Below are 22,408 nucleotides of genomic sequence, written 5' to 3' on the forward strand. Positions count from 1 at the left end.
ATAAATGGAGGGCGCCGTGCTCAGTTCCGCTAACGACCAGCCGACATTGATATCGCTTGAAAAAGTGGAGAAGTGGTACGGCTCCTTCCATGCGCTGAAAAACATCAGCCTGTCGGTTCGCAAAGGCGAGAAGATCGTCCTCTGCGGGCCTTCGGGTTCCGGCAAGTCGACGTTGATCCGCTGCATCAATGCCCTCGAGCTAATTCAGGAGGGCAGGATCGTCGTCGAGGGGCAGTTGCTCGACGGCACCAGCAAGGCGGTTGATGCCATTCGGCGCGAAGTCGGGATGGTGTTCCAGAACTTCAATTTGTTCCCGCACATGACCGTTCTGCAGAACTGCGCGCTCGCGCCCATGAGGGTCCGCGGAACGAGCCGCGCTGACGCCGAGCGACTGGCGAGAAAATACCTCGAACGGGTTCGAATCCTTGATCAGGCGGAGAAGTATCCCGCGCAGCTCAGCGGAGGGCAGCAGCAGCGTGTCGCTATTGCCAGGGCCCTTTGCATGGAACCCAAGGCGATGCTGTTCGACGAACCGACATCTGCGCTCGATCCGGAAATGGTCAAGGAAGTGCTGGACACGATGATCGGACTGGCACGCGACGGCATGACCATGATCTGCGTCACCCATGAAATGGGCTTCGCCCGCCAGGTTGCAGACAGGGTCATCTTCATGGCTTCCGGCGAGATCGTAGAGGAGGCCGAGCCCGAGGTCTTCTTCAAGTCTCCGAAGCATGAGCGCACCAAGGCTTTCCTTGGCGAGATCCTCGCACATCACTGAGGTGATTGGGTTATTGAAATGAATAACAAAAAATTTCTCGTCGGTCTCATCGGGGCCGACATCCAAATGTCGAAGTCTCCCGCACTGCACGAAACCGAGGCGCGGCACCTGGGGCTGGATTACCATTACGAACTCTTCGATTTCGCCGAACGCGGTCTAACCGCTTCTGCGCTGCCTGAATTGCTCGCCGAACTTGAGGACCGCGGCTTCGCTGGAAGCAACATCACGCACCCGTGCAAGCAGACGGTCATCGCTCATCTCACAAGCCTATCCGAGGACGCCGAGATGCTCGGAGCAGTCAACACGGTCGTGCTTCGGGACGGAGAGCGGATCGGGCACAATACGGACTGGTATGGATTCTACAAGAATTTCGAGCGCGGTATGGCTGGTGTCGCCAAAACTCACGCCATCCTGCTCGGGGCAGGCGGCGCAGGGGTCGCCGTCGCGCATGCGGCAATCAAGCTCGGCATCGGGATGCTCTCGATCTTCGACCAGGACGCACATCGCGCCGCCACACTTGCCGATCAGCTCAACCGACGCTTTTCAAGAACCTGCGCCCAACCGATCAGAGACGTCGGTGCGGTGCTCGCTTCGGCCGACGGGCTGATTCACGCTACGCCGACGGGCATGCGAAGTCATCCGGGTCTCCCGATCGAACCGGAATGGCTTCACCCACGTCACTGGGTCGCCGATATCGTCTACATGCCGCTTGTGACCGAACTTCTGGCTCTGGCAGAGAAGAAGGGGTGCAGGACCTTGCCGGGAGGCGGCATGACGGTGTTCCAGGCGGCGGCGGCCTTTGAACTGTTCACGGGTGTAAAACCGGATGCGGAGCGCATGTCGCGCCACTTCGAAGAATTGTGTAGAGCTACAGCCTGACCGGGAGGACACGCCTTGCCGCACATCATTATCGACTATAGCCAGGGTGCTGCCGAACGGGTGGCGATCGATGAATTGACCAGAGCGGTCCACCACCGGGTGCGAGACGGAGGCCTGGTGAAGCCCACTGCCGTGCGGACCTTCGCCAGGGAGGCGACCTTCTCCTGCGTCGGCGACGAGCATCCGGAAAATCACTTCATCCAGATAATCGTGCGCATGGCGCCAGGCCGGCCGGCAGAAACCAAGCGGGAATTGTTGAAGTCGGTCCTCGAAGCTGCGCGCGCTGTCGCAGCTCCCGCGCTGCAAGCAGGCCGGCTGGGGCTGCGGGCCGATCTTTACGAATCCGATCCGAATTTCGCATTCCAGGAAATAGCGTTCGCCTGAGCTTGGCAACGCCTTACACAAGGAAAATCGCAATGAGCCTGATCTACGTTCTTAATGGCCCAAACCTCAATTTGCTCGGCAAACGTCAGCCTCACATCTATGGTCACGAGACGCTGGCCGGTGTCGAGGCAGACTGCCGGAAACTGGCCTCGGAACTCGGCCACGAGATCCGTTTCCACCAGAGCAACCGTGAATACGAAATCATCGACTGGATCCACGAAGCGCGCGAAGACGGAGCCGGTATCGTCATCAATCCGGCCGCATTCACCCACACGTCGCTTGCGATACTCGATGCCTTGAACACGTTCGAAGGTCCAGTCATCGAGATCCATATCTCCAACATGTATAAGCGCGAAAGCTTCCGTCATCATTCCTTCGTTTCCCACCGCGCCGACGGCATCATCACCGGTCTTGGTACGGAGGGCTATCAGCTCGGAATCCGGCGCGTCGCGACGATGCTCACGGCAACGACGAAGGACTGACAAATGACTCCTCCGGTCAAACTGGCGGTCCTCGGCGCGGGGCTTATCGGGAAGCGCCACATCAAACACGTGCTGGACGAACCGATGGCGGAGCTTGTCGCTATCGTCGACCCGAGCCCGGTTGGAGAGGCGATCGCCAGCGAGGTCGGCGCCAAATGGTTTTCGACCTTCGCTGAGATGGTCGCCGCAGCGCGCCCTGACGGCGTCATCATTGCGACACCCAACCAGATCCACGTCAGAAACGGTTTTGAAGCCGTAGAGGCCGGCATCCCGGCATTGATCGAGAAGCCAATCGTCGACGATATTGCCGCTGGCGAGAGGCTCGTTGAGATGGCCGAGGCCAAAGGGGTTCCGCTGCTGACCGGGCATCATCGCCGACATAATCCGATGATGCAAAAAGCTAAACAGGTTATCGAAAGCGGAAAGCTCGGGCGAATACTGATCGTGAATGCCATGTTCTGGCTATTCAAACCGGAGGAATACTTCGACACTTCCTGGCGGCGCGAACGCGGCGCGGGACCAGTCTTTCTCAATCTGATCCACGACATCGACAACCTCCGCTATTTATTCGGGGATATCACGGCGGTCCAGGCGCTCGAATCCAACGCAGTTCGCGGAAACGCCGTTGAGGAGACCGCAGTGATCCTGATCGAGTTCAAAAACGGAATTCTCGGCACTGCTTCCGTTTCGGATTCCGTCGTCGCGCCATGGAGTTGGGAGATGACGACCGGCGAAAACCCCGCCTATCCTAAAACTGAGGAGGCCTGCTACATGATCGGCGGCACGCACGGGTCGCTGTCGGTGCCGTCACTCAACATGTGGAGCAATCCCGGCAGCAGGGGCTGGACGGAACCGTTCGAATGTCATCGCGCCAAAATCGAAAACCAGGATCCGCTGGTCCTGCAGATACGCCAGCTTTGCAGGGTCATTAGAGGGGAAGAAGCGCCGCTGGTCAGCGGACGTGAGGGACTAGAAACCTTAAAGGTTATCGACGCCGTGAAGCGATCCGCCGCAGCGGGCAAGCGAATCAGCCTGACCTAAATGGTTGCGTGCCAGCTCACGGCGGTCGGGAGCGTTACGCGCGGTGGCGGCATCCCTGGGACATCCCTCGAGTCAGGCCCGAGGACAGGAATGAGGGAGGTTGAAGTACGGCGCACAACGAGGCCGGACACCTTTGTCATCCAGAACCGCTTTGCAGAGAACTAAAGACCCGGCAGGAAGGAATCCTTCCATCCGGGTCTCTTTATTTCAAAGCTTCAACCGGCCGAAGCCGGTATGTCAATCCGGCGCGGATGTCTGCAGAGCGAGAGCGTGCAATAGGCCGCCCATGTTGCCCTTCAGCGCCTCGTAGACCATCTGGTGCTGCTGCACGCGGCTCTTGCCGCGGAAGGCTTCGGCGACGACTTCGGCGGCGTAGTGATCGCCGTCGCCCGCGAGATCGCGGATCGTCACCCTGGCACCGGGAATCCCAGCCTTGATCATGTCTTCGATATCGCCGGGTTTCATGGCCATGATGTTACTCCTTGCGCATCATTCCGCGGCAAGTTCGCCGCGGCCTTCCATGAAATCAGGGAACCACGATTCATGGGCATCGCGCAATTGCTGAATCGGCAGTGAAATAAGATCGCCGACATCAAGTGCATCTCCACCGACCGTGCCGAGGCGACGGAAGGGAACGCCGGCACCTTCCGCATTGACGCAGACGAAATCGGCAACATCGGCCGGCACAGCCAGCACGTAACGGGCCTGGTCTTCGCCGAAGAGCAGCGCATGCGCAGCACCCTTGCCTTCGCCCAGATCGATCTTCATGCCCTTGTTCGAGGCCATGGCCATTTCGGCGAGCGCGACGGCCAGGCCGCCCGAGGAAATGTCGTGGCAGGCGGTCGCCTGGCCGTTGCGGATGACGGAGCGGACGAAATCGCCGTTGCGGCGCTCGGCGAAGAGATCGACTTCCGGCGCCGGCCCTTCACGGCTGGAGAGCAGGTCCCTGAGATAGACGGACTGACCGAGATGGCTGCCGTCCACGCCGATCATGATCACCTTGTCGCCGTCATTGGCGCTGCCGATGCGGACCATCTTGCGCCAGTCCGGCAGCAGGCCGACGCCTGCAATCGTCGGGGTCGGCAGGATGGCGACGCCATTGGTCTCGTTGTAGAGCGAGACGTTGCCGGAGACGATCGGGAAATCGAGCGCCCGGCATGCTTCGCCGATGCCCTTCACCGCCTGAACGAACTGGCCCATGATCTCAGGCTTTTCGGGGTTGCCGAAGTTGAGATTGTCGGTGGCGGCAAGCGGCTCGGCGCCCGTCGCGGTGATGTTGCGCCAGCATTCGGCGACCGCCTGCTTGCCTCCCTCGAACGGATCGGCCTCGACATAACGCGGCGTCACGTCGGAGGAGAAGGCGAGCGCCTTGCTCTTGTGGCCATCGACGCGCACGACGCCGGCGTCGCCGCCGGGGAGCTGCAGCGAATTGCCCTGGATCAGCGTGTCATACTGTTCGTAAACCCAGCGGCGGCTCGACTGATTGGCGGAGCCGACGAGCTGGAGCAGCGCCTGGCCGTAATCCTTGGGGGCGGCGACGAGAATGGCGGGCAGGGGCGCAGGCTTGCCGGATTCGCGCCAGGGGCGATCATATTCCGGCGCCTGGTCGCCGAGATCCTTGATCGGCAGGTTGGCGACTTCTTCGCCCTGGTGCATGACGCGGAAGCGCAGGTCGTCGGTGGTCCTGCCGACGATGGCGAAATCGAGGCCCCATTTGACGAAGATCGCCTTGGCTTGCTCTTCCTTCTCCGGCTGCAGCACCATGAGCATGCGCTCCTGGCTTTCCGACAGCATCATCTCGTAGGCGGTCATCCGCTCTTCACGGACCGGCACCTTGTCGAGTTCCAGAAGAATACCGAGATCGCCCTTGGCGCCCATTTCGACGGCCGAGCAGGTGAGGCCGGCCGCACCCATATCCTGGATAGCGATGACGGCGCCGGTCTTCATCAGTTCGAGGCAGGCTTCGAGCAGGCATTTTTCGGTGAAGGGATCGCCGACCTGAACCGTCGGGCGCTTCTCCTCGATCGATTCGTCAAATTCAGCCGAGGCCATCGTCGCGCCGCCGACGCCGTCGCGGCCGGTCTTGGCGCCGAGATAGACGACCGGAAGGCCGACGCCCTTGGCTTCAGACAGGAAGATGGCATTCGATTTCGCGATGCCGGCGGCAAAGGCGTTGACCAAGATGTTGCCGTTATAACGCGCATCGAACTCGACTTCGCCGCCGACGGTGGGAACGCCGAAGGAATTACCGTAGCCGCCGACGCCGGAGACGACGCCGGAGACGAGATGGCGGGTCTTGGGATGATCCGGCTCACCGAAGCGCAGCGCGTTCATCGCGGCGATCGGCCGCGCGCCCATGGTGAAGACGTCGCGAAGGATGCCGCCGACGCCGGTCGCAGCACCCTGATACGGTTCGATGTAGGAGGGGTGATTGTGGCTCTCCATCTTGAAAACCACGCAATCGCCGTCATCGATATCGACGACGCCGGCATTCTCGCCGGGCCCCTGGATGACGCGCGGCCCCTTGGTCGGCAGTGTCCGCAGCCATTTCTTCGAGGATTTGTAGGAGCAGTGCTCGTTCCACATGGCCGAGAAGATGCCGAGCTCGGTGAAGGTCGGCTCGCGGCCGATCAGATCCAGAATGCGCTGATACTCATCCGGCTTCAGGCCGTGGTTTGCAATGAGGTCCGGCGTGATCGGGATGGTGTTTGGAATGGTCATGAGCGGAAAGTCCCTGGCGCGTTTTGCGCTGTCTTTAGCTTATGTAGCGGCGACGCGCGACAGAAAAAAGCCCACCCTCAACAGAGGGCGGGCAGGCTTTTCTCGTAAAGGCGGCAATCGCTCAGAACTTGTAGCCGATCTGGATGCCGGCGCGCGTCATGCCGTCGTTCGGGCCGTCGCAGAGATTGGCATGAGAGGAGTGGGCGATCTGGGCCATCACGTTCCAATTGCGGGTGAAACGGTAACCGGTGCCGACATATTCGTGGAACAGAACGCGACAGCCGAGTTCCGGGCCGTCATCATTGTCGTCCAGCTCGCCGGTGTGGATGACGCCGCCGAATCCGGTTTCGGCAAAGAGCTTTTCGTTGAGATCGACCGTCCAGGTGAAGCCCGTGAAGAATTGCGTTGCTTCACCCGAGGTGCCGATCGAGGTCCCGAGATGGACGCGGGGATGCAGCAGCTGTTGTTGCCAGCCGACAGCCCCCTCATATCCGAAAGGATCGAAGAGAGCGGTAATCTCCGGAAAGACGCCATCTTCCCCGGCCCGACCCGATTGCACCGAGGCGGAAGCCCCGAAACGCAATTCATCGAATATCTGCTCGCTGGCATTGGCCGAATCCACCATCGAGGCGGCGGCTACGACTGCCACGGATGCCAGCCCCAAGAAGCGTAACGCGATCCTTCCGAACTCGACCCTCATCTGCCGTCCTTTGATTCGCACCAAGCGGGAATAACAAAGAGGTAGCACGGGGGGCGAGGCGGTAAAGCGCTCTCGTCAGGCGTGTGCGTTTTTTCGAAATTATGGCGTGCATTTGCAACAGATCATATTTCGCCGTCATAGGCGGAACCGCCATTTTCCAGCAGCCGGCGCAGGATCATCAGGCCTGCGGTCAATTCCTGGCCTGTTTTGGGTGAGGAGAAGCCGATGCGAATGCGGTAGTAGGTTTTCTCGCCGCGGGCCGCCTTGAACTCGTCTTCGTCATCGACCAGCACGCCGTCGCGAAAGGCGGCATTCTTGAAGGTGCCGGACATCCAGGGCTCCGGCAATTTCAGCCAGAGGAAGGGCGCATGCGGATGCGACGCGAAGTCGAAACCCTGCAGATGTTCGCGGGCGAGATGGGCGCGCCGGGAGAGTTCCCCGATAACCTCCTTGCGGATGTCGTGCGCCCGGCCGCTTTCGACCAGGCGGGCACAGGTCTCTGCCAGGATGAAAGGCAAGCCGCCAGTGACCATCCTGTGCGTCACCTTGATGCGCTGGGCAAAATGCGGCGGGCAGGCGACCCAGCCGCCGCGCACACCGGCGGCGACTGATTTCGACAGGCCGTTGACCAGAAAGGTGCGGTCGGGCGCAAGGGAGGCGATGAGCGGCGTCTCATCGTCGGCCATGCCGCCGTAGAGGTCGTCCTCGATCAGCCAGACGCTGTGCTTTCGGGCGATTGCGGCAATTGCCGCGCGCCGCTCATGGGGCATGATCGTCACTGTCGGATTGTGGACAGTCGGCATCAGGAAGGCGATCTTCGGATGCTGCTGCTGGCAGAGCCGTTCGAAATCATCGGGAATGACGCCGAATTCGTCGGATGCGACCGTTACCGTGCGGCGGCCGAGAAGGCGGGCGCTGCGGCTGACCTGGGTGTAGGTCAGATTTTCGAAAACGATCTTGTCGCCCGGCGCCGAGACAGCGGCAATAACGGCGACCGCCGCGGCATGGGCGCCGAGCGTCGGCACGATGTTTTCGACTTCCGGCGTCCAGCCGCTGCGGGCAAGCCAGCGGCGGCCCGCCTCGAACCAGTTGCGCGGAAAACTTCGGGAATAGGAGGAAATCTCGGTGAGATGCTGTTCGCCGATCTCGGCGAGGATGGCTGAGATGATCTTGCCCTGGCCGAGGTCGGGGGCGGCTGTCGTATCGAAACGGATCTTGTCGGCAGGCGCGTCCTGAAAGCGAGTGCCGCCGAGCGAGACGGCCACTGGATCGGCTTGTTCACCGGGCGGCGTCTCGGCGCGGTTCAGCACATAGGTGCCGCGGCCAACCTCGCCGGCAACCAGGCCGCGCTCGTGCACCAGCGCATAGGCGCGGCCGATCGTGCCGATCGTCACGCCGATATCATAGGCAAGATTGCGCTGCGGCGGCAGTTTGCTGCCGGCGGGCAGGGCGCCGCTCGCAATGGCGGATTCGATGCTGTCGGCAAGCCGGAGATAGACCGGCCCGGAGCCGCGGGAAAGATCTGGAAGCCAATTTGTCATGGTGACAATTGCTATATTGTCACCATGTCCCTGTCAAGATTAAGAGTCAATTCCAAGGACGAACCGAGAGGATTCCTGGAATGTCTGCATTGCCCGAAATCAATACGCCAATTGTGCCGATTGTCTCTTATGAGGACCGGCGCGTCGTCCTTCCCAGTCCGCCTGCCGAGGCGACGACGCGTCTGGGATGGATCTGGGCTGCCATTCGTCTCTGGCATCAGAAGCGGGAGGGCCGCCGCGCGCTCAGGGAGCTTTCGGCGGCGGGACTCAAGGACATCGGGGTATCGCAGTCCGAAGCCGCACGCGAAATCAGCAAGTCATTTTTCTGGGACTGACGCTGCGGATGATCACAGCGATCAATTGCAGGCCCTGTTGCCGCCGGACCAGCGGTTGACGTCGGCGGCGATGCGGCCGGCGACAGGCTCCTGCATCATCGGACCAAAGGCCTGCAGATGGGCAGGGCTTCCCTCGGCCTGGACGACGAGCAGCGGCCGGCTTTCCGGGCTGCCCTTGTGGACGAGCAGGATACGCGGCCGACCGGAGAAGGAATTGAGTTCCGGAGCGAGCTTATAGGCTGCAAAGGCCGGATCGCCCGATTTGAACCAGCAGGCATTGGCGCCGAGCGCTACGCGCTCCATCGTCGGCAACGCCGCCCGGTTTGGACCTGCTGCCGGTGCCGGCGACTGGCAGGCCGCCACAATGGTTGCCAGAGCAGTCAACAAAGCGGTGTTTGCGACGGTGAGGCGAGGGCGCATTGATCTTGCTCCAGTGATCCGGATGAAAGTCTTCTGAGTTACATGCCGTTGCCCGCGGCGCGCCTACGGGCGGCATGGCTGAGGTGGGGTCAGGCGGCGACGACGTCGAGCGCCGAGGCGAAGAGGCCTCGGCCATCCGAACCGCCATGGGCGGTCTCGATCAGGTTTTCCGGATGCGGCATCATGCCGAGCACATTGCCCTTTTCGTTCATCACGCCGGCAATGTCGTTGATCGAACCGTTCGGATTGGTGCCCTCGGCATAACGGAACAGCACCTGACCATTGCCCTCGATCTTCGCCAGCGTCGCTTCGTCGGCAAAATAATTGCCGTCGTGGTGGGCGACAGGGCAACGGATGACCTGCCCTTGCGCGTAGGCGCGGGTGAAATCCGTCTCGGCATTGACGACTTCGAGCTTGATCTCGCGGCAGACGAATTTCAGCGAGGCGTTGCGCATCAGCGCGCCAGGCAGCAGGCCCGCTTCGACGAGGATCTGGAATCCGTTGCAGACGCCGAGGACCTTCACGCCCCTTGCAGCCTTGTCGATGATCGCCTGCATGACCGGCATGCGGGCGGCGATCGCGCCGCAGCGCAGATAATCGCCATAGGAGAAGCCGCCGGGGATGACGATCAGGTCAACGTCAGGGATTTCCGTCTCCGTCTGCCAGATCGTCACCGGTTGGTGACCCGAGATCTTGGTGAGAGCTGCGATCATGTCGCGATCGCGGTTGAGGCCCGGAAGTTGAACGACGGCTGATTTCATAGAGTCCCCGCATTTCGCGAAAGATATTGGACTGGAACGCTCTCGGCGAGCCATACTCCATTGTCCGCGACAAAGAAAGAATGGCCTTCTGAAAACATGGCGGCTGCGTCGACACGCAGAATGATATAGTCGCCCTTGCGGCGCACGGCGACTATTTTCGCCGTATCGATGTCAGCCGACAGATGGACGTGGTGCCGCTCCATCTTCTTCAGGCCTTCGCGCTTGATCGACGGCCAGTTCGTGAGTGACGTGCCGTGAAAGAGAACTGCCGGCGGTTCAACCGGGGTCAATCCCAGATCGACCTCGACACTGTGGCCCTGGTTGGCGCGAATCCTGTTATCGACAAGCGTGAAGCGTTTCTTCGGACTGTTGTCGATGATCTCGACGATATCGGCGCGGGAGATGCCGTATTTCGACGTCAGCACCCTTTCGAGATCATCGAACGATACCCAACCCTCGGCATCAAGCGTCAAGCCTGCGGCATCCGGCGCATGGCGCAAAACATAGCTCATGAATTTCGAGACTTCCGTCTCCAGCTTTGCCTTCAGCATGACGCTCAATCCATAAGACCCGCCGGTTGACGGGCAGGTCAGCAATGGTCAGTCGATTGCGATCGCGTAGTTCTCGATGACCGTGTTGGCGAGCAGTTTTTCGCACATCGCCTTGAGGTCTGCCTCGGCCATGGCCTTGTCGGCGCCTTCGAGCTCCAGGTCGAAGACCTTGCCCTGCCTTACATGGCCGACGCCCGAAAAGCCGAGGGCGCCGAGCGCGCCTTCGATGGCCTTGCCCTGCGGATCGAGAACGCCGTTTTTCAGCGTGACGGTGACACGAGCCTTGATCACTTTGTCTTTCCTGCCTTACTTGACCAGACGAATTTTTATTTAACCAAAACGGGGCCGGTGCCGCGCACAGGCTCATTTTCATTGATGATGCCGAGACGGCGAGCGACTTCGGAGTAGGCTTCGAGCAACCCGCCGAGGTCGCGGCGGAAGCGGTCTTTGTCCATCTTCTCGCGGGTTTCGATGTCCCAGAGCCGGCAGCTGTCCGGCGAGATCTCGTCGGCGAGGATGATGCGCATCAGATCGCCTTCGAAGAGGCGGCCGCATTCGATCTTGAAATCGACGAGCTGGATGCCGACGCCGAGGAAGAGGCCGGTCATGAAATCGTTGACGCGGATGGCGAGCGCCATGATGTCGTCGAGCTCGGCCGGATTGGCCCAGCCGAAGGCGGTGATGTGCTCTTCGGAGACCATCGGATCGTCGAGCGCGTCGGACTTGTAATAGAATTCGATGATCGAGCGGGGCAAAACGACGCCTTCCTCGATGCCGAGGCGTTTGGCGAGAGAACCGGCGGCGACATTGCGCACGACGATCTCCAGCGGGATCATCTCCACTTCCCTGATCAGCTGCTCGCGCATGTTGAGCCGGCGGATGAAATGGGTGGGAATGCCGATCTTGTTCAGATGGCTGAAGATATATTCGGAAATGCGGTTGTTCAGGACACCCTTGCCGTCGATGACTTCATGTTTCTTCTTGTTGAAGGCGGTGGCATCGTCCTTGAAGAACTGGATCAAAGTGCCCGGCTCCGGACCCTCATACAGAATCTTTGCCTTGCCCTCGTAGATACGGCGGCGACGGTTCATCTTGGTCATTCTCTGTTGTTGGCGCTCTTGGGATAGCGCGAGTGGATCGATCTCGTGGCGTCCCCTTAAAGGAAAAGAGAGTGTTTCACAATCCGCCTGTCGCTCCTTCCCCGGTTTCCGGATTTCGTGGCCCCGGTTTCCGGATTTCGTGGCCCCGGCTGCCGGTTTTCATGGCCCTGTTTCCGGATTTTACGGAATAGCGCGAAGAGAATCGAATGAATTCGCTTTACGACTCTAGCCGCTTTTTCTCTACGGTGGAATGAAGGCGAAATGGCGGGCCGCATATACAGGTTTTATTTGGCGGTTCTGCTTGGCGTCGCGCGGAGAAGATGCGTCTGCAAGCCGCGCGCGGCGGTCAGATGGCGCCAGCTTCCGGCGCGGATGAAGGAGGGGATCTGTATGGCCGGCATCGGCCGGGCGAGCGCATAGCCCTGCAGCGTGTCGCAGCCGAGTTGCTCCAGAATGCGCACATGATCCGCCGTTTCGACGCCCTCAGCGATGACGAGAATATTGAGCGAGCGGCCGATATCGATGATGGAGCCAACGAGTTTACGCTGCTCGGCAGATTGCGGCAGCATGCGGATCAGCTCGCGATCAATCTTCAGCGTGTTCGGGCTCAGGCGCAGAAGGCTGACGATCGAGGCGTGGCCGGTACCGAAGTCGTCGATATGGATGTCGATGCCGAGCTTGCGCAGCTTTTTCAAATTGGCGGCCACCGCCTCGTCGCAATCGTCGAGCGAGATCGATTCCAGCAGTTCGAAGGCGATGGCGCCGGGTTCGATTTTCAAGGCGCGCAGCTTCTTGCCGAGGTCGGGATCGGTCAGCCGGCGGGCGGAAACGTTGACCGATATTTTCGGGATCGACAGCCCATCCTTGATCCAGGCACGGCGGTCTGCCAGCGCGCGCTCCAGGATCAGGGCGTCGATCGTCGAAACGACGTCGAGATCCTCTGCGATATCGAGAAAGCGATCTGGCGTCAGCAGGCCGTGTACGGGGTGTTGCCACCGGGCGAGCGTCTCGACGCCCGTGACATCGAGCGTGCGGGCGTCGAATTGCAATTGATAGAACGGCACGAATTCATTGCGCTCCAGGCCGATCAGGATTTGGTCGGCGAGTTGCTTGGCCGAGACGATATCGTTGCGGGCCGATGCCGAGAAGAATTCGAAGCGATTTCGGCCGAGCCCTTTGGCGCGATAGAGCGCGATGTCGGCGTCGAGCAGCGTCTGCTTGGCGTCGAGCTTGGTGCCGCCATTGACCGCGATGCCGATGCTGGCGCCGAAACGGCAGTCATGCCCCTCGTATCTGACGGGCCGGCGCAATTCGCGGATCAGGCGTTCGGCCAGGCTGGCGATCTTCTTCGATGCAGCATCGACGGCGCAGAGGACGACAAATTCATCACCGCCGATACGCGCGACAAAATCGGCGGCGCGGACCGAATGTCTGAGCACATTTGCGGCGTGCTGCAGCATGGCGTCGCCCGCCCGATGGCCGAGGGTATCGTTGATCTGCTTGAAGCGATCGAGATCGATATGCAGAACCGCCAGAGCAAGACCGCTGGCCCGGCATTCCGCCGCGCGGTCGTCCAGCATCTTGTCGAGATAACGGCGGTTGGGCAGGCCGGTGAGGTAATCGTGCAATGCCAGGTGCTCGATGTTTTCCTTGACGGCTTCGAGTTCGCGGTTGCGGGCTTCCGCCAGTTCCTTGGCGCGCTGCAGCTCGTTGCGAAGCGCGACCTCCTCGGTGACGTCCCAATTGGCGCCGATCAGCTTGCGTTGGCCGTTGCCGTCGACGAAGAAGGCCGAGCGGGCACGGATGATCCGTTCGACGCCGTCGCCGCGGATGATGCGGTATTCCTGCTGAAAGTCGCTGCCGCTTTCGACGCTGCGATCGGCGAGGCCGAGCACGCGCTCACGGTCGTCCGGATGCAGGCTTTTGGCCCAGGCGTCGGCGCCGATCTTGCGCGCCGCACCCTGCAAGCCGTAGATGGCAATCAGGCGATCGTCCCATTCGACGACGTCATTTTCGATATCGGCCTCGAAGACGCCGATGCGGGAAACTTCCAGCGCCAGGTCGAGCCGGCGCGACAGACGCGACAGCGTCTCCTCGGCTTCCTTGCGGGCGGTGATATCTGTATCCGTTCCGACGATGCGCGTCGGGACCCCGTTCTCATCCCATTCGACGCAGGCGCCACGGCAATCGATCCAGACCCAATGGCCGTCCCTGTGGCGTTCACGATATTGGAAGATCTGATAGGCCGGATCGCCGGCATTCTGCCGCTCGATCGCATGAGCAACGAAGTCGCGGTCGTCGGGATGGACGAGTTGCAACCAGGCCTCATAGTCGCCGGCGACGTCCTCGTCCGGCGCCATTCCGCGGATGGTTTTCCACGTCGGCGAATAATATTTCCGGTCGAGACGGTAATTGTGATCCCATACGCCGAGGCCGGAACCAACAAGCGCATGGTTCCAGCGGCTCTCGCGCTCAGCCAGATCGGAACCGTCGGTTGACCCGTTGCCGACGCCGGCCTCAGCCGCTGCGAGATCGCCATGCGGTTCATCGGCCTCCGGGCGGGCTTTCTTCACGGGCATTCTCGCTGATTTCATCTCGGCGCAGTCTGCGGGCTTTCTATTAAGAAAGGCTTAGAAAGCGGTCGCTGAAAAGGCGAGGGCCGGGTTTTCCAAATCAGGCAGAAAGGCGACTGAGGAACTGGGCGAAGACCATTGTTCCTTCGGGCCACGGGCCATGCCCGGAATCAGCATTGATATGCCCCGCCTCGCCGGCATCGACGAGGAAGGAACCCCAACTGCTGGCGATATCGTCAGCATGGTCGTAGCTGCCGAACGGATCGTTGCGGCTGGCGACGGTGATCGAAGGGAAGGGCAGCGGGTCACGCGGATAGGGGCCGAAGGTCATCAGGTGCTTGGGGCGAATGTCTGGATTGGTGACTTCAGGCGGAGCGACAAGGAAAGCGCCTGCCACCCGCTTTCGGAAATGCGGGATGGCATGGATTGCCGAGGGCACGCCGAGCGAATGGGCGACGAGCACGACCGGGCGGGTCGAGGCGTTCACCTCTTCGGCGATGCGGGCGATCCAGTCCTCGCGGACCGGCTTCGTCCATTCGGCCTGTTCGACGCGCCGCGCCGTGCTGAGCTTCGCCTGCCAGCGGCTCTGCCAATGGCTGGGGCCGGAATTGGTGTAGCCGGGGATGATGAGAATATCTGCGTCTGAGGCTTTCATAGTGCCGCCGATGTGAGAAGGCTTGACCAAGATGTCAAGAGGGGGCGGCAAGGGAGCGACACGGGCGCTGAAGTTTGTTATGTTGCTCCAGTGCCGGTTGCGGATTTCGTATCGGCTTATCCGCCGATGCATGTCCGCGGCCGACCAAGTCTCGGCTGAGGAGGAGAAAGCCATGGCGGCATTTCATGTCATGACGGGTGCCAGCGAAAATTTTGTTTGGCCCGTGGTCAACCGCATCGGCATCGCCGATGTTTTCGATGCGCTGAAGCGCGGGCTCGACGATTTCAGTGAAAAGCCTTCGCACTACGTGTTCCTGTGCCTGATGTATCCGATCGCCGGCATCTTCCTGACGCTGTGGACCTCCGGCGCCAACCTTCTGCCGATGGTCTTTCCGCTGATGTCCGGCTTCGTGCTGATCGGTCCGATCGCGGCGATCGGCCTATATGAGATCAGCCGCCGCCGGGAGGAAGGCCTCGACACCTCATGGACGCATGCGCTCGAGGTGCGCCGTTCGCCGGCGCTGCCGTCGATCATCGCGGTCGGGCTGATGCTCTTTGGCCTGTTCGTCGTGTGGCTTGTGACGGCGCAGACGCTGTACACCAATCTTCTTGGCGACGTGTTTCCGCGCACCATGGCGGATTTCAGCCGCCAGGTCTTCGGCACGGCCGAGGGCCTGCAACTGATCATCTGGGGCAATCTCATCGGTTTTGTCTTCGCGCTTGTTGTGCTGGCCATATCGGTCATCACCTTTCCGCTTCTGCTCGATCGTGACGTCGGAGCGGTTGCCGCCGTCGTGACCTCGATCCGCGCGACGATCGCCAATCCGGTGCCGGTACTGCTCTGGGGCCTGATCGTCGCCGCACTTCTCGTCATCGGCACGATCCCGGTCTTTGCCGGGCTCGCGCTCGTCATCCCGATCCTCGGCCATGCGACCTGGCATCTCTACCGCAAGCTGGTCGCTCGCGAAGCCGTATGATCACGGCTTCTCCCGGGACCTCAGCCCAGACCGGGGTCCCGGGGGAACATACGAACCTGCCACGGCGTTTTTAGCATGGACTTCGATTTCAGAGGTGACGATGAAGCATCTGTTCGCCCGCTTCGCAACCAAGATATCGGAATGGGCGGGTAAGCCCGTCATCTTCATCCTGGCCCTGAGCGTCGTCATCATCTGGGCCGTGCTCGGCCCCTTCTTCAACTATTCGGAAACCTGGCAGCTCATCATCAACACGGGCACGACGATCATCACCTTCCTGATGGTCTTCGTGCTGCAGAACGCCCAGACGCGCGACACCCGGGCGATCCAGGCCAAGCTCAACGAAATCATTCTGACAAGCCATGCGGAGAACCGCTTCATCGGCATCGAAAATCTCGACGAGGAAGAGCTGAAACATCTGGACGAACTGGTCGCCAAGGCGGCCAAGGGACGGGGGCAGACGGAGGCCTGCCAAACGACCGAGATCGCGCAAGCGACGCCGCCGCCGAAAAAAGCGCAGGCGCGCAAACGCTCTGCCAATGCCAAAGCATTGAAGCAGAAACAACGGCCACTTGAGAAAAGCTGACCATCATCCATTCTGCAATCACAAAAATAACAAGGCACAATTGAAAACGACGCCCTGAAGGACCGTCAGTTTGTTGGAAAAATCTCCTCAGTCATGCTCGGCCTTGCGCCGAGCATCTTACCTCTGCAATTTCCTAACGGGAATTTCAGCCACTTATTGGGTCAGCGCAGTTCCTCGGCACAAGGCCGAGGATGACGTCGCGAGTCTCGCAGTGGTTTGTCAACAGCCTGACGACGCCTGAAAGACGCCGTCATATCGTTGCAGCCCACTCAAGCGTTGCCGAAGACGCGGCGGAAGATCGTATCGACATGCTTGGTGTGATACCCAAGGTCGAACTTCTCCCGAATATCCTCTTCGGACAACGCAGCCCTGACCTCGGCATCAGCCAGCAGCTCTTCCAGGAAATCCTTGCCCTGTTCCCAGACCTTCATGGCGTTGCGCTGGACGAGGCGGTAAGCATCCTCGCGGGAAACACCGGCCTGGGTCAGTGCAAGGAGAACACGCTGGGAGTGGACGAGGCCGCGGAACTTGTTGAGGTTCTTCTCCATGTTCTCCGGGTAGACCAGCAGCTTTTCGATGACGCCGGCGAGGCGGGAGAGGGCGAAGTCGAGGGTGACCGTCGCGTCGGGACCGATCATGCGTTCGACCGAGGAATGGGAGATATCGCGCTCGTGCCAGAGGGCGACGTTTTCCATGGCCGGCACGGCGTAGGACCGGACCATGCGGGCGAGGCCGGTGAGGTTTTCGGTTAGCACCGGGTTACGCTTGTGCGGCATCGCCGAGGAGCCCTTCTGGCCGGGCGAGAAGTATTCCTCGGCCTCCAGCACCTCGGTGCGCTGCAGGTGGCGGATCTCGGTCGCCAGACGCTCGATCGAGGAGGCGACGACGCCGAGGGTGGCGAAATACATGGCGTGGCGGTCGCGCGGGATGACCTGGGTCGACACCGGCTCGGCCTTCAGGCCGAGCGCTTCGGCGACATGTTCCTCGACGCGCGGATCGATGTTGGCGAAGGTGCCGACGGCGCCCGAGATGGCGCAGGTCGCGACTTCCTCGCGGGCGGCGACGAGGCGCTGGCGGCAGCGCTCGAATTCGGCATAGGCAAGCGCTAGCTTGACGCCGAAGGTGGTCGGCTCGGCATGGATGCCGTGCGAGCGGCCGATAGTGACCGTGTCCTTGTGTTCGAAGGCCCGGGTTTTCAGCGCTGCGAGCAGCCGGTCGAGATCGGAGATAAGGATGTCGGTGGCACGCACCAGCTGGACGTTGAAGCAGGTGTCGAGCACGTCGGACGAGGTCATGCCCTGGTGGACGAAGCGCGCATCCGGGCCGACGATCTCGGCGAGGTGGGTGAGGAAGGCGATGACGTCATGCTTGGTGACGGCCTCGATCTCGTCGATGCGGGCGACGTCGAAGGTGGCCGCGCCGCCTTTTTCCCAGATGGTCCTTGCCGCCGATTTCGGGATGACGCCGAGTTCGGCTAGCGCGTCGCAGGCATGCGCCTCGATTTCGAACCAGATGCGGAACTTGGTTTCGGGAGACCAGATGGCGACCATTTCGGGCCGGGAGTAACGCGGGATCATGGGCGGCTGCCTTCACTTCGAGAGGTTTGAACGTCTAAGACGCAATTCCCGGCAAAACCGCTTCGCGCTTTGCCTAGCAAAACCGCTGGGCACTTTTGCTGAAATTGCTGCATCGAGCTAGCGCCCCTTTAGCAAAGACGGGCGGTAATCTCAACGCATGCGTTTGGCGAGATGATAGCTGCTGACGACAAGGCAGGCGAGGCCGAGCGGCAGGAAAAGGCGAAGGCCGATCACCAGGAACTGGTAGACGGCACTGATGCCGGTGAAGACGAACTGGAAGGCCCAGGCGATGCTGCCGAAGGGCGCGTGCCAGCGCGAATAGAAGATCCGGTATTCCATGGCGAACAGGAAGGCGGTCATCAGGATCGTGGCTGCCGTCAGCGTCACGAAAAAGGCGGCGAAGCGCGCTTCCGGTGGCCTGTTAAAGGCACAAAAGCGAGCGACCGGCAGGGCGAAGGGCCAGGAGAGCAGGCCGCCGAGAAAATAGAGTGCCGCCACCTCGGCGAGCCGGCTCGTCTCGAGGCCGTTGCGGAGGTAAAGGCCGAGCATGGCGGCGGCCAGCATCTGCACGCCCCAGAGCAATGCGCCGGCAAAGAGATCGGAGGAGGGCGGCTTTGCCGCCCTTAGACGATCCATCCTGGGGCGATCCATGCTCAGGGATGGACCGGAACGGCGATCCAGCGTCCGTTCCTTTCAGCATCGAAGGCGAGGACCAGCGCAATGTGAATTTGATTTCCGCCTTCCGGCTGGTAGACCACCGCGCCGCCGATCCTGAATTCGACCGAGCATGTCCGCTCGGCTGGAACAATCGTTGCCTGCCGCGCTGCCTGACGGTTCGGGACACCTTCCTTCTCGATCATCTGCAGGCTGAAACCAAGGACCCGCTTGTCGACTGTCGCGCATTCCTTCGGCGTCGGCACCGGCATCTCGCCGAGTGAGAGCGTATAGGGTGTTTTCGGCGGCCCATCGATTGCGAGTGTGGTGTAGCGAAGCGTCTTCGAGGGCGAGCCGAGCTCGGTTGGCGGGTTGAAGGCGGCAATCAGACCCGGATTTGTCAGAAGGTCGTACTTATCCATCTGGCTGCGCGCCGCCGTCAGGTTCTGGCGTCGGGCCTTGGAAAGATTGGCGTTCTTATCCGTCAGTTCGGTACGAAAGGGGGTGCCTTCGAGATATTGGCCGCTGTCGGTATCGATGAAATAGGTTTCCGAATAGGGAGTCTTGCTGTTCTCCTTGATGCCGAATTCCTGAAATGCGAAAACCTTGCCGTCGGCGGAAAAACCGATCGGCTGGATGCTGGCAATGTCTCCGGCCAGTGACAAGCCAGGCAGGCCGGCGACTGCTGCTAGCATGCCGCCAAAGATCAGACGCTTCGTCATGTACGTGCCCCTTCGGCTGCCTGACGCAATTCGGCGACGGTCTTGCGATAGTTGTCGACCGTACCACCCTTGAAAATTGCCGAGCCGGCGACGAGGACGTTGCCGCCGGCGCGCGCGATATCAGGCGCCGTTTCCACGGTGACGCCGCCGTCAACCTCGAGTTCGATCGGCCGGTCACCGATCAGAGACCTTGCCGCGGCGATCTTGGCCGTCATCGCGGGAATGAATTTCTGTCCGCCGAAACCGGGATTGACCGACATGATGAGGATGAGGTCGACGTCGTCGAGCACGTTCTCGATGGCGCTCAGCGGCGTCGCCGGATTGATCGTCACGCCGACCTTCTTACCGAGATTGCGGATCGTCTGCAGCGAGCGGTGCAGATGTGGCCCGGATTCGGCATGGACGGTGATGCGGTCGCAGCCGGCCTTGGCGAAGGCTTCGAGATAGTCATCGACCGGAGAGATCATCAGATGGCAGTCGAAAGTGGCTGGTGTGTAGGAACGCAGCGACTTGATGACATCGGGACCGAAGGAGATGTTCGGCACGAAATGTCCATCCATCACGTCGAGGTGGATCCAGTCGGCGCCGGCGGCCGTGACGTCGCGCACCTCCTCGCCGAGCCTGGCGAAATCCGCCGCGAGGATCGAAGGGGCAATGCGAATGGGCAGCTTCATCAAGTCTTACTCCCGTAGGGGCGCCATCTGCGCACGGCGCCGGAATTCAGTGCTGGCGGCCGCTCATTGCGTCGGCGCAGCAGGTGGAAAAAAGCCATTGCCCCGCCATTCAAGCAGGCGGTAGGGGTTTTGCGAAAGTTCATGCGCGCCGGTGAAGGCGACGGCGCCGATCGGTGTCTGGAAAGTAGCGCCGACAAGGGTTTCCCGCGGCGGCTTGCCGGCGGCAGCGGCGGCTTCGGCCGCCCGACCGGCAATCAGCGCGGCCGCCAGGGATGGCAGGACATAACCTTCCGGCTCGGTGCCCTTGGCGCGCAGCGCGTCGGCCGCCGGCGCGCCTTCGGGCGAAAGCGCATATTCGGGTAGGGCGACCGCACGCACGCCGGGAGTGAGAGGCAGCGGCTGATCGGCGGCGCGCATGGCATCGCCGCCGAGGATCGACAGCGGAATGTTTTCCGCCTTGGCGTCGCGGGCGATGACGGCGACATCGTTGCGATCGCCGCCGACGAAGACCCTGGTGGCGCCGGCCCGTTTCAGTCGGCGCACGAGGGCGATCTGCTGCTCCTGTCCCGGCCGGTAGGTATCGGTGAAAACCGGCTTCAGGCCGTTCTGCTCGAGCGCATTGCGCACGGCTTCCGTCAGTTCGCGGCCATGAATGGTGCCGTCCTCGATCAGCGCGATCGGGTCGGCGGCCCAGTCCTTGAGGATCACCTCGATGATCTTTGCCGCCTCAGTGCCATCGGCAGGTGCCAAGCGGAAGAGTGGCCAGCCGTTTTTCAGCGCATCCTCCATCAGGATGCGCGAACGCGCCGAAACGGTGATCGCCGGAATATTGGCGTCCTTCAGCTTCGGCAGTGCGCCCTCCAGCGTCTCACTGCAGAGAAAACCGACGGCAATCTGCACCCTGGCACTGACGAGCGCATCGGCAACCGCCGCGCCGCTATTGTCCTCGCAGGTCTCGTTGACGGCGACGAGCGTATTGCCGGATTGCTGGATCTCGAAACCGGCGCCGGCGGCGATCTGCGCGCCTAGCAGGCCGAGCGGCCCGCCCTGCGGGGCGACGACGCCGATCGTCACACCGGCCGCATGGCCTTGCGCCGCCGTTCCGAGCAGCGTCAGAAAGGCTGCTATGCCACGCAGGTTGATCATGAAAGGCGAAGATCCCTAGCCATCGTCCATGCCCTTTTATCCGCAAGGCCGCAATCGTCAAAGAAAAACAAGCGGAACCCAGCGCTTTTCACCGGTCCTATTGTAGAAAAGGTAACCGATGCTCGCCATATTGGCGCGATAAAGCGCATGGCGATCTTTCAGATTCGCTCCTCGAGCTTTACGTCTTTGTTTTTACGCATGTCGTTGTCGCAAAACCGCCGCACGCTTTTCGGCGATATGCTCTAGCAAGATGATCCAGGCAGATGAACGTGCATGGGAGAAGCAGGTGTTGAACAGACAGCATATCGATCCCGGCCTTTATCGCGATGCCATGAGCCGTTATGCCGGTCATGTGCAGCTCGTGACGACGGCGATGGAAGGTCTGCGCCGCGGCGTCACCATCACTGCCGCCTGCTCGGTCTCGGACAATCCGGCTTCGGTGCTGATCTGCCTCAACAACACCAATCCGAAAAACGAGATCTTTTTCCGCAGCGGCATCTTCGTGCTCAACACGCTCGGCGCCCACCATCAGGCCGTCGCCGACGCTTTCTCCGGGCGCACCGCGATTGCCAATGACGAGCGCTTCGCCAGCGCCCGTTTCGACACGCTCGTCACCGGCGCGCCCGTTCTTGCCGATGCGCTTGCCGCCTTCGATTGCCGGGTGACCGACATCAAGGAAATGCCGACGCACAATGTCATCTTTGGTGAGGTTGCCGCCGTCCGCTTCAGCGAGAAGCACCCGGCGCTCATCTATATGAACCGGGATTATCACACGCTGTAATCCGGCTGGCAGGTATGCGAGGAAACAGAGAATGGATAATGCCGGGATCGAGGAAATGTTTCAGGGGCTCGGCCCCGTCACGATCAAGCGCATGTTTGGCGGCAAGGGCATTTATCATCTCGGGCGCATCGTTGCCGTCGAAGTGCGCGACGAGATGCTGCTGAAAGCCGATGAGACGAGCGCTCCGGAATTTGCTGCCGCCGGCGCCACGCAATGGGCCTATGAAGGCAAGAAGGGCAAGCCGGTGAAAATGCCCTACTGGTCAATCCCCGAAGAAGCCTACGACGATCCCGATCTGATGGCGAAGTGGGTGCGGCTTGCCTATGAGGCGGCGCTTCGCGCCGAAGGTTGAGCGGGCTAGAGCTTTTCCGTGC

The 22,408-nt window shown here is 61.2% G+C and carries 26 protein-coding genes; 10 read left to right on the forward strand and 16 right to left on the reverse strand.

Annotation, left to right across the window (positions count from 1 at the left end; genetic code table 11):
- The first annotated feature begins 4 nt into the window (after nt 1-4).
- Genes HJC00_RS20170 through HJC00_RS20190 form a run of 5 tightly spaced genes read left to right on the forward strand, consistent with a single transcriptional unit; the run spans nt 5 to nt 3,564 of the window.
- Complete coding sequence (locus HJC00_RS20170; protein WP_282615049.1) at nt 5-778, forward strand: amino acid ABC transporter ATP-binding protein; 774 nt, start codon at nt 5-7, stop codon at nt 776-778.
- Between the two features lie 18 nt (nt 779-796).
- On the forward strand, nt 797-1,657 hold the full coding sequence (locus HJC00_RS20175; protein ID WP_210631152.1) for a shikimate dehydrogenase: 861 nt from the start codon (nt 797-799) through the stop codon (nt 1,655-1,657).
- A gap of 15 nt (nt 1,658-1,672) precedes the next feature.
- Nucleotides 1,673-2,041 (forward strand): 5-carboxymethyl-2-hydroxymuconate Delta-isomerase, encoded by a 369-nt coding sequence (locus HJC00_RS20180; protein WP_210631153.1) that lies wholly within the window; start codon nt 1,673-1,675, stop codon nt 2,039-2,041.
- A 32-nt stretch (nt 2,042-2,073) separates the two neighbouring features.
- Nucleotides 2,074-2,523 carry a type II 3-dehydroquinate dehydratase gene (aroQ, locus tag HJC00_RS20185; RefSeq protein WP_210631154.1) on the forward strand — a complete coding sequence of 150 codons (450 nt, stop codon included), beginning with the start codon at nt 2,074-2,076 and terminating at the stop codon, nt 2,521-2,523.
- Nucleotides 2,524-2,526: 3 nt separating this feature from the next.
- On the forward strand, nt 2,527-3,564 hold the full coding sequence (locus HJC00_RS20190; RefSeq protein ID WP_210631155.1) for a Gfo/Idh/MocA family protein: 1,038 nt from the start codon (nt 2,527-2,529) through the stop codon (nt 3,562-3,564).
- A 237-nt stretch (nt 3,565-3,801) separates the two neighbouring features.
- Here the strand turns inward: HJC00_RS20190 and HJC00_RS20195 are convergent, their stop codons facing one another.
- The 4 genes from HJC00_RS20195 to HJC00_RS20210 form a co-directional block, all read right to left on the reverse strand.
- A complete protein-coding gene (locus HJC00_RS20195) occupies nt 3,802-4,035 on the reverse strand; it encodes a BolA/IbaG family iron-sulfur metabolism protein (RefSeq protein ID WP_210631156.1) in 234 nt (77 codons plus the stop codon).
- 18 nt (nt 4,036-4,053) lie between these two features.
- Nucleotides 4,054-6,285 (reverse strand): phosphoribosylformylglycinamidine synthase subunit PurL, encoded by a 2,232-nt coding sequence (gene purL, locus HJC00_RS20200; RefSeq protein ID WP_221164528.1) that lies wholly within the window; start codon nt 6,283-6,285, stop codon nt 4,054-4,056.
- Nucleotides 6,286-6,406: 121 nt separating this feature from the next.
- Nucleotides 6,407-6,985, reverse strand: a complete 579-nt coding sequence (locus HJC00_RS20205) for an acyloxyacyl hydrolase (RefSeq protein WP_221164529.1) — start codon at nt 6,983-6,985, stop codon at nt 6,407-6,409.
- Between the two features lie 122 nt (nt 6,986-7,107).
- A complete protein-coding gene (locus HJC00_RS20210; protein WP_210631159.1) occupies nt 7,108-8,526 on the reverse strand; it encodes a PLP-dependent aminotransferase family protein in 1,419 nt (472 codons plus the stop codon).
- Between the two features lie 80 nt (nt 8,527-8,606).
- On the opposite strand from HJC00_RS20210, the gene HJC00_RS20215 reads away from it, so the two are divergent.
- Nucleotides 8,607-8,861, forward strand: coding sequence for a DUF1127 domain-containing protein (locus tag HJC00_RS20215; protein ID WP_221124333.1), 255 nt, complete (start codon nt 8,607-8,609; stop codon nt 8,859-8,861).
- 21 nt (nt 8,862-8,882) lie between these two features.
- Here the strand turns inward: HJC00_RS20215 and HJC00_RS20220 are convergent, their stop codons facing one another.
- The 7 genes from HJC00_RS20220 to HJC00_RS20250 form a co-directional block, all read right to left on the reverse strand.
- Nucleotides 8,883-9,281, reverse strand: a complete 399-nt coding sequence (locus HJC00_RS20220; protein WP_210631161.1) for a hypothetical protein — start codon at nt 9,279-9,281, stop codon at nt 8,883-8,885.
- Between the two features lie 89 nt (nt 9,282-9,370).
- On the reverse strand, nt 9,371-10,042 hold the full coding sequence (gene purQ / locus HJC00_RS20225) for a phosphoribosylformylglycinamidine synthase subunit PurQ (protein WP_221124335.1): 672 nt from the start codon (nt 10,040-10,042) through the stop codon (nt 9,371-9,373).
- The gene (locus HJC00_RS20230; RefSeq protein WP_210631163.1) at nt 10,039-10,593 is read right to left on the reverse strand and encodes an RNA 2'-phosphotransferase; all 555 of its coding nucleotides are present in this window, start codon (nt 10,591-10,593) and stop codon (nt 10,039-10,041) included. Before HJC00_RS20230 ends, purQ begins: the two co-directional genes overlap by 4 nt.
- A gap of 48 nt (nt 10,594-10,641) precedes the next feature.
- Nucleotides 10,642-10,884 carry a phosphoribosylformylglycinamidine synthase subunit PurS gene (purS, locus tag HJC00_RS20235; protein ID WP_011425539.1) on the reverse strand — a complete coding sequence of 81 codons (243 nt, stop codon included), beginning with the start codon at nt 10,882-10,884 and terminating at the stop codon, nt 10,642-10,644.
- Nucleotides 10,885-10,919: 35 nt separating this feature from the next.
- On the reverse strand, nt 10,920-11,684 hold the full coding sequence (gene purC / locus HJC00_RS20240; RefSeq protein WP_085780082.1) for a phosphoribosylaminoimidazolesuccinocarboxamide synthase: 765 nt from the start codon (nt 11,682-11,684) through the stop codon (nt 10,920-10,922).
- Nucleotides 11,685-11,977: 293 nt separating this feature from the next.
- A complete protein-coding gene (locus tag HJC00_RS20245; protein WP_221164530.1) occupies nt 11,978-14,272 on the reverse strand; it encodes a bifunctional diguanylate cyclase/phosphodiesterase in 2,295 nt (764 codons plus the stop codon).
- Between the two features lie 94 nt (nt 14,273-14,366).
- Nucleotides 14,367-14,921: an alpha/beta hydrolase gene (locus HJC00_RS20250; RefSeq protein WP_210631165.1), complete on the reverse strand. Its 555-nt coding sequence runs from the start codon at nt 14,919-14,921 to the stop codon at nt 14,367-14,369.
- 172 nt (nt 14,922-15,093) lie between these two features.
- Between HJC00_RS20250 and HJC00_RS20255 the strand changes: the two genes are divergently transcribed.
- Together HJC00_RS20255 and HJC00_RS20260 are read left to right on the forward strand one after the other, a co-directional pair.
- Nucleotides 15,094-15,897 carry a DUF2189 domain-containing protein gene (locus HJC00_RS20255; protein WP_210631166.1) on the forward strand — a complete coding sequence of 268 codons (804 nt, stop codon included), beginning with the start codon at nt 15,094-15,096 and terminating at the stop codon, nt 15,895-15,897.
- Between the two features lie 100 nt (nt 15,898-15,997).
- Nucleotides 15,998-16,480: a low affinity iron permease family protein gene (locus HJC00_RS20260; protein WP_221164531.1), complete on the forward strand. Its 483-nt coding sequence runs from the start codon at nt 15,998-16,000 to the stop codon at nt 16,478-16,480.
- Nucleotides 16,481-16,749: 269 nt separating this feature from the next.
- On the opposite strand, the gene purB is transcribed toward HJC00_RS20260, so the two are convergent.
- From purB to HJC00_RS20285, 5 genes are all read right to left on the reverse strand, one after another.
- Entirely contained in the window at nt 16,750-18,057 is a 1,308-nt protein-coding gene (purB, locus tag HJC00_RS20265) for an adenylosuccinate lyase (RefSeq protein WP_221155785.1), read from the reverse strand.
- Between the two features lie 150 nt (nt 18,058-18,207).
- On the reverse strand, nt 18,208-18,693 hold the full coding sequence (locus HJC00_RS20270; protein ID WP_210631169.1) for a hypothetical protein: 486 nt from the start codon (nt 18,691-18,693) through the stop codon (nt 18,208-18,210).
- A 17-nt stretch (nt 18,694-18,710) separates the two neighbouring features.
- The gene (locus HJC00_RS20275) at nt 18,711-19,433 is read right to left on the reverse strand and encodes a DUF2259 domain-containing protein (RefSeq protein WP_210631170.1); all 723 of its coding nucleotides are present in this window, start codon (nt 19,431-19,433) and stop codon (nt 18,711-18,713) included.
- Nucleotides 19,430-20,107 carry a ribulose-phosphate 3-epimerase gene (rpe, locus tag HJC00_RS20280; protein WP_210631171.1) on the reverse strand — a complete coding sequence of 226 codons (678 nt, stop codon included), beginning with the start codon at nt 20,105-20,107 and terminating at the stop codon, nt 19,430-19,432. The genes HJC00_RS20275 and rpe overlap by 4 nt, the downstream gene beginning before the upstream one ends.
- Nucleotides 20,108-20,170: 63 nt before the next feature.
- Nucleotides 20,171-21,253, reverse strand: a complete 1,083-nt coding sequence (locus tag HJC00_RS20285; protein WP_210631172.1) for an ABC transporter substrate-binding protein — start codon at nt 21,251-21,253, stop codon at nt 20,171-20,173.
- A gap of 286 nt (nt 21,254-21,539) precedes the next feature.
- Between HJC00_RS20285 and HJC00_RS20290 the strand changes: the two genes are divergently transcribed.
- Entirely contained in the window at nt 21,540-22,034 is a 495-nt protein-coding gene (locus tag HJC00_RS20290) for a flavin reductase (protein ID WP_210631173.1), read from the forward strand.
- A gap of 31 nt (nt 22,035-22,065) precedes the next feature.
- A complete protein-coding gene (locus tag HJC00_RS20295) occupies nt 22,066-22,386 on the forward strand; it encodes a TfoX/Sxy family protein (RefSeq protein WP_038689192.1) in 321 nt (106 codons plus the stop codon).
- The last annotated feature ends 22 nt before the right edge of the window (nt 22,387-22,408 follow it).

It is taken from the genome of Rhizobium sp. NLR22b (genome assembly GCF_019685295.1).
Classification (GTDB): domain Bacteria; phylum Pseudomonadota; class Alphaproteobacteria; order Rhizobiales; family Rhizobiaceae; genus Rhizobium.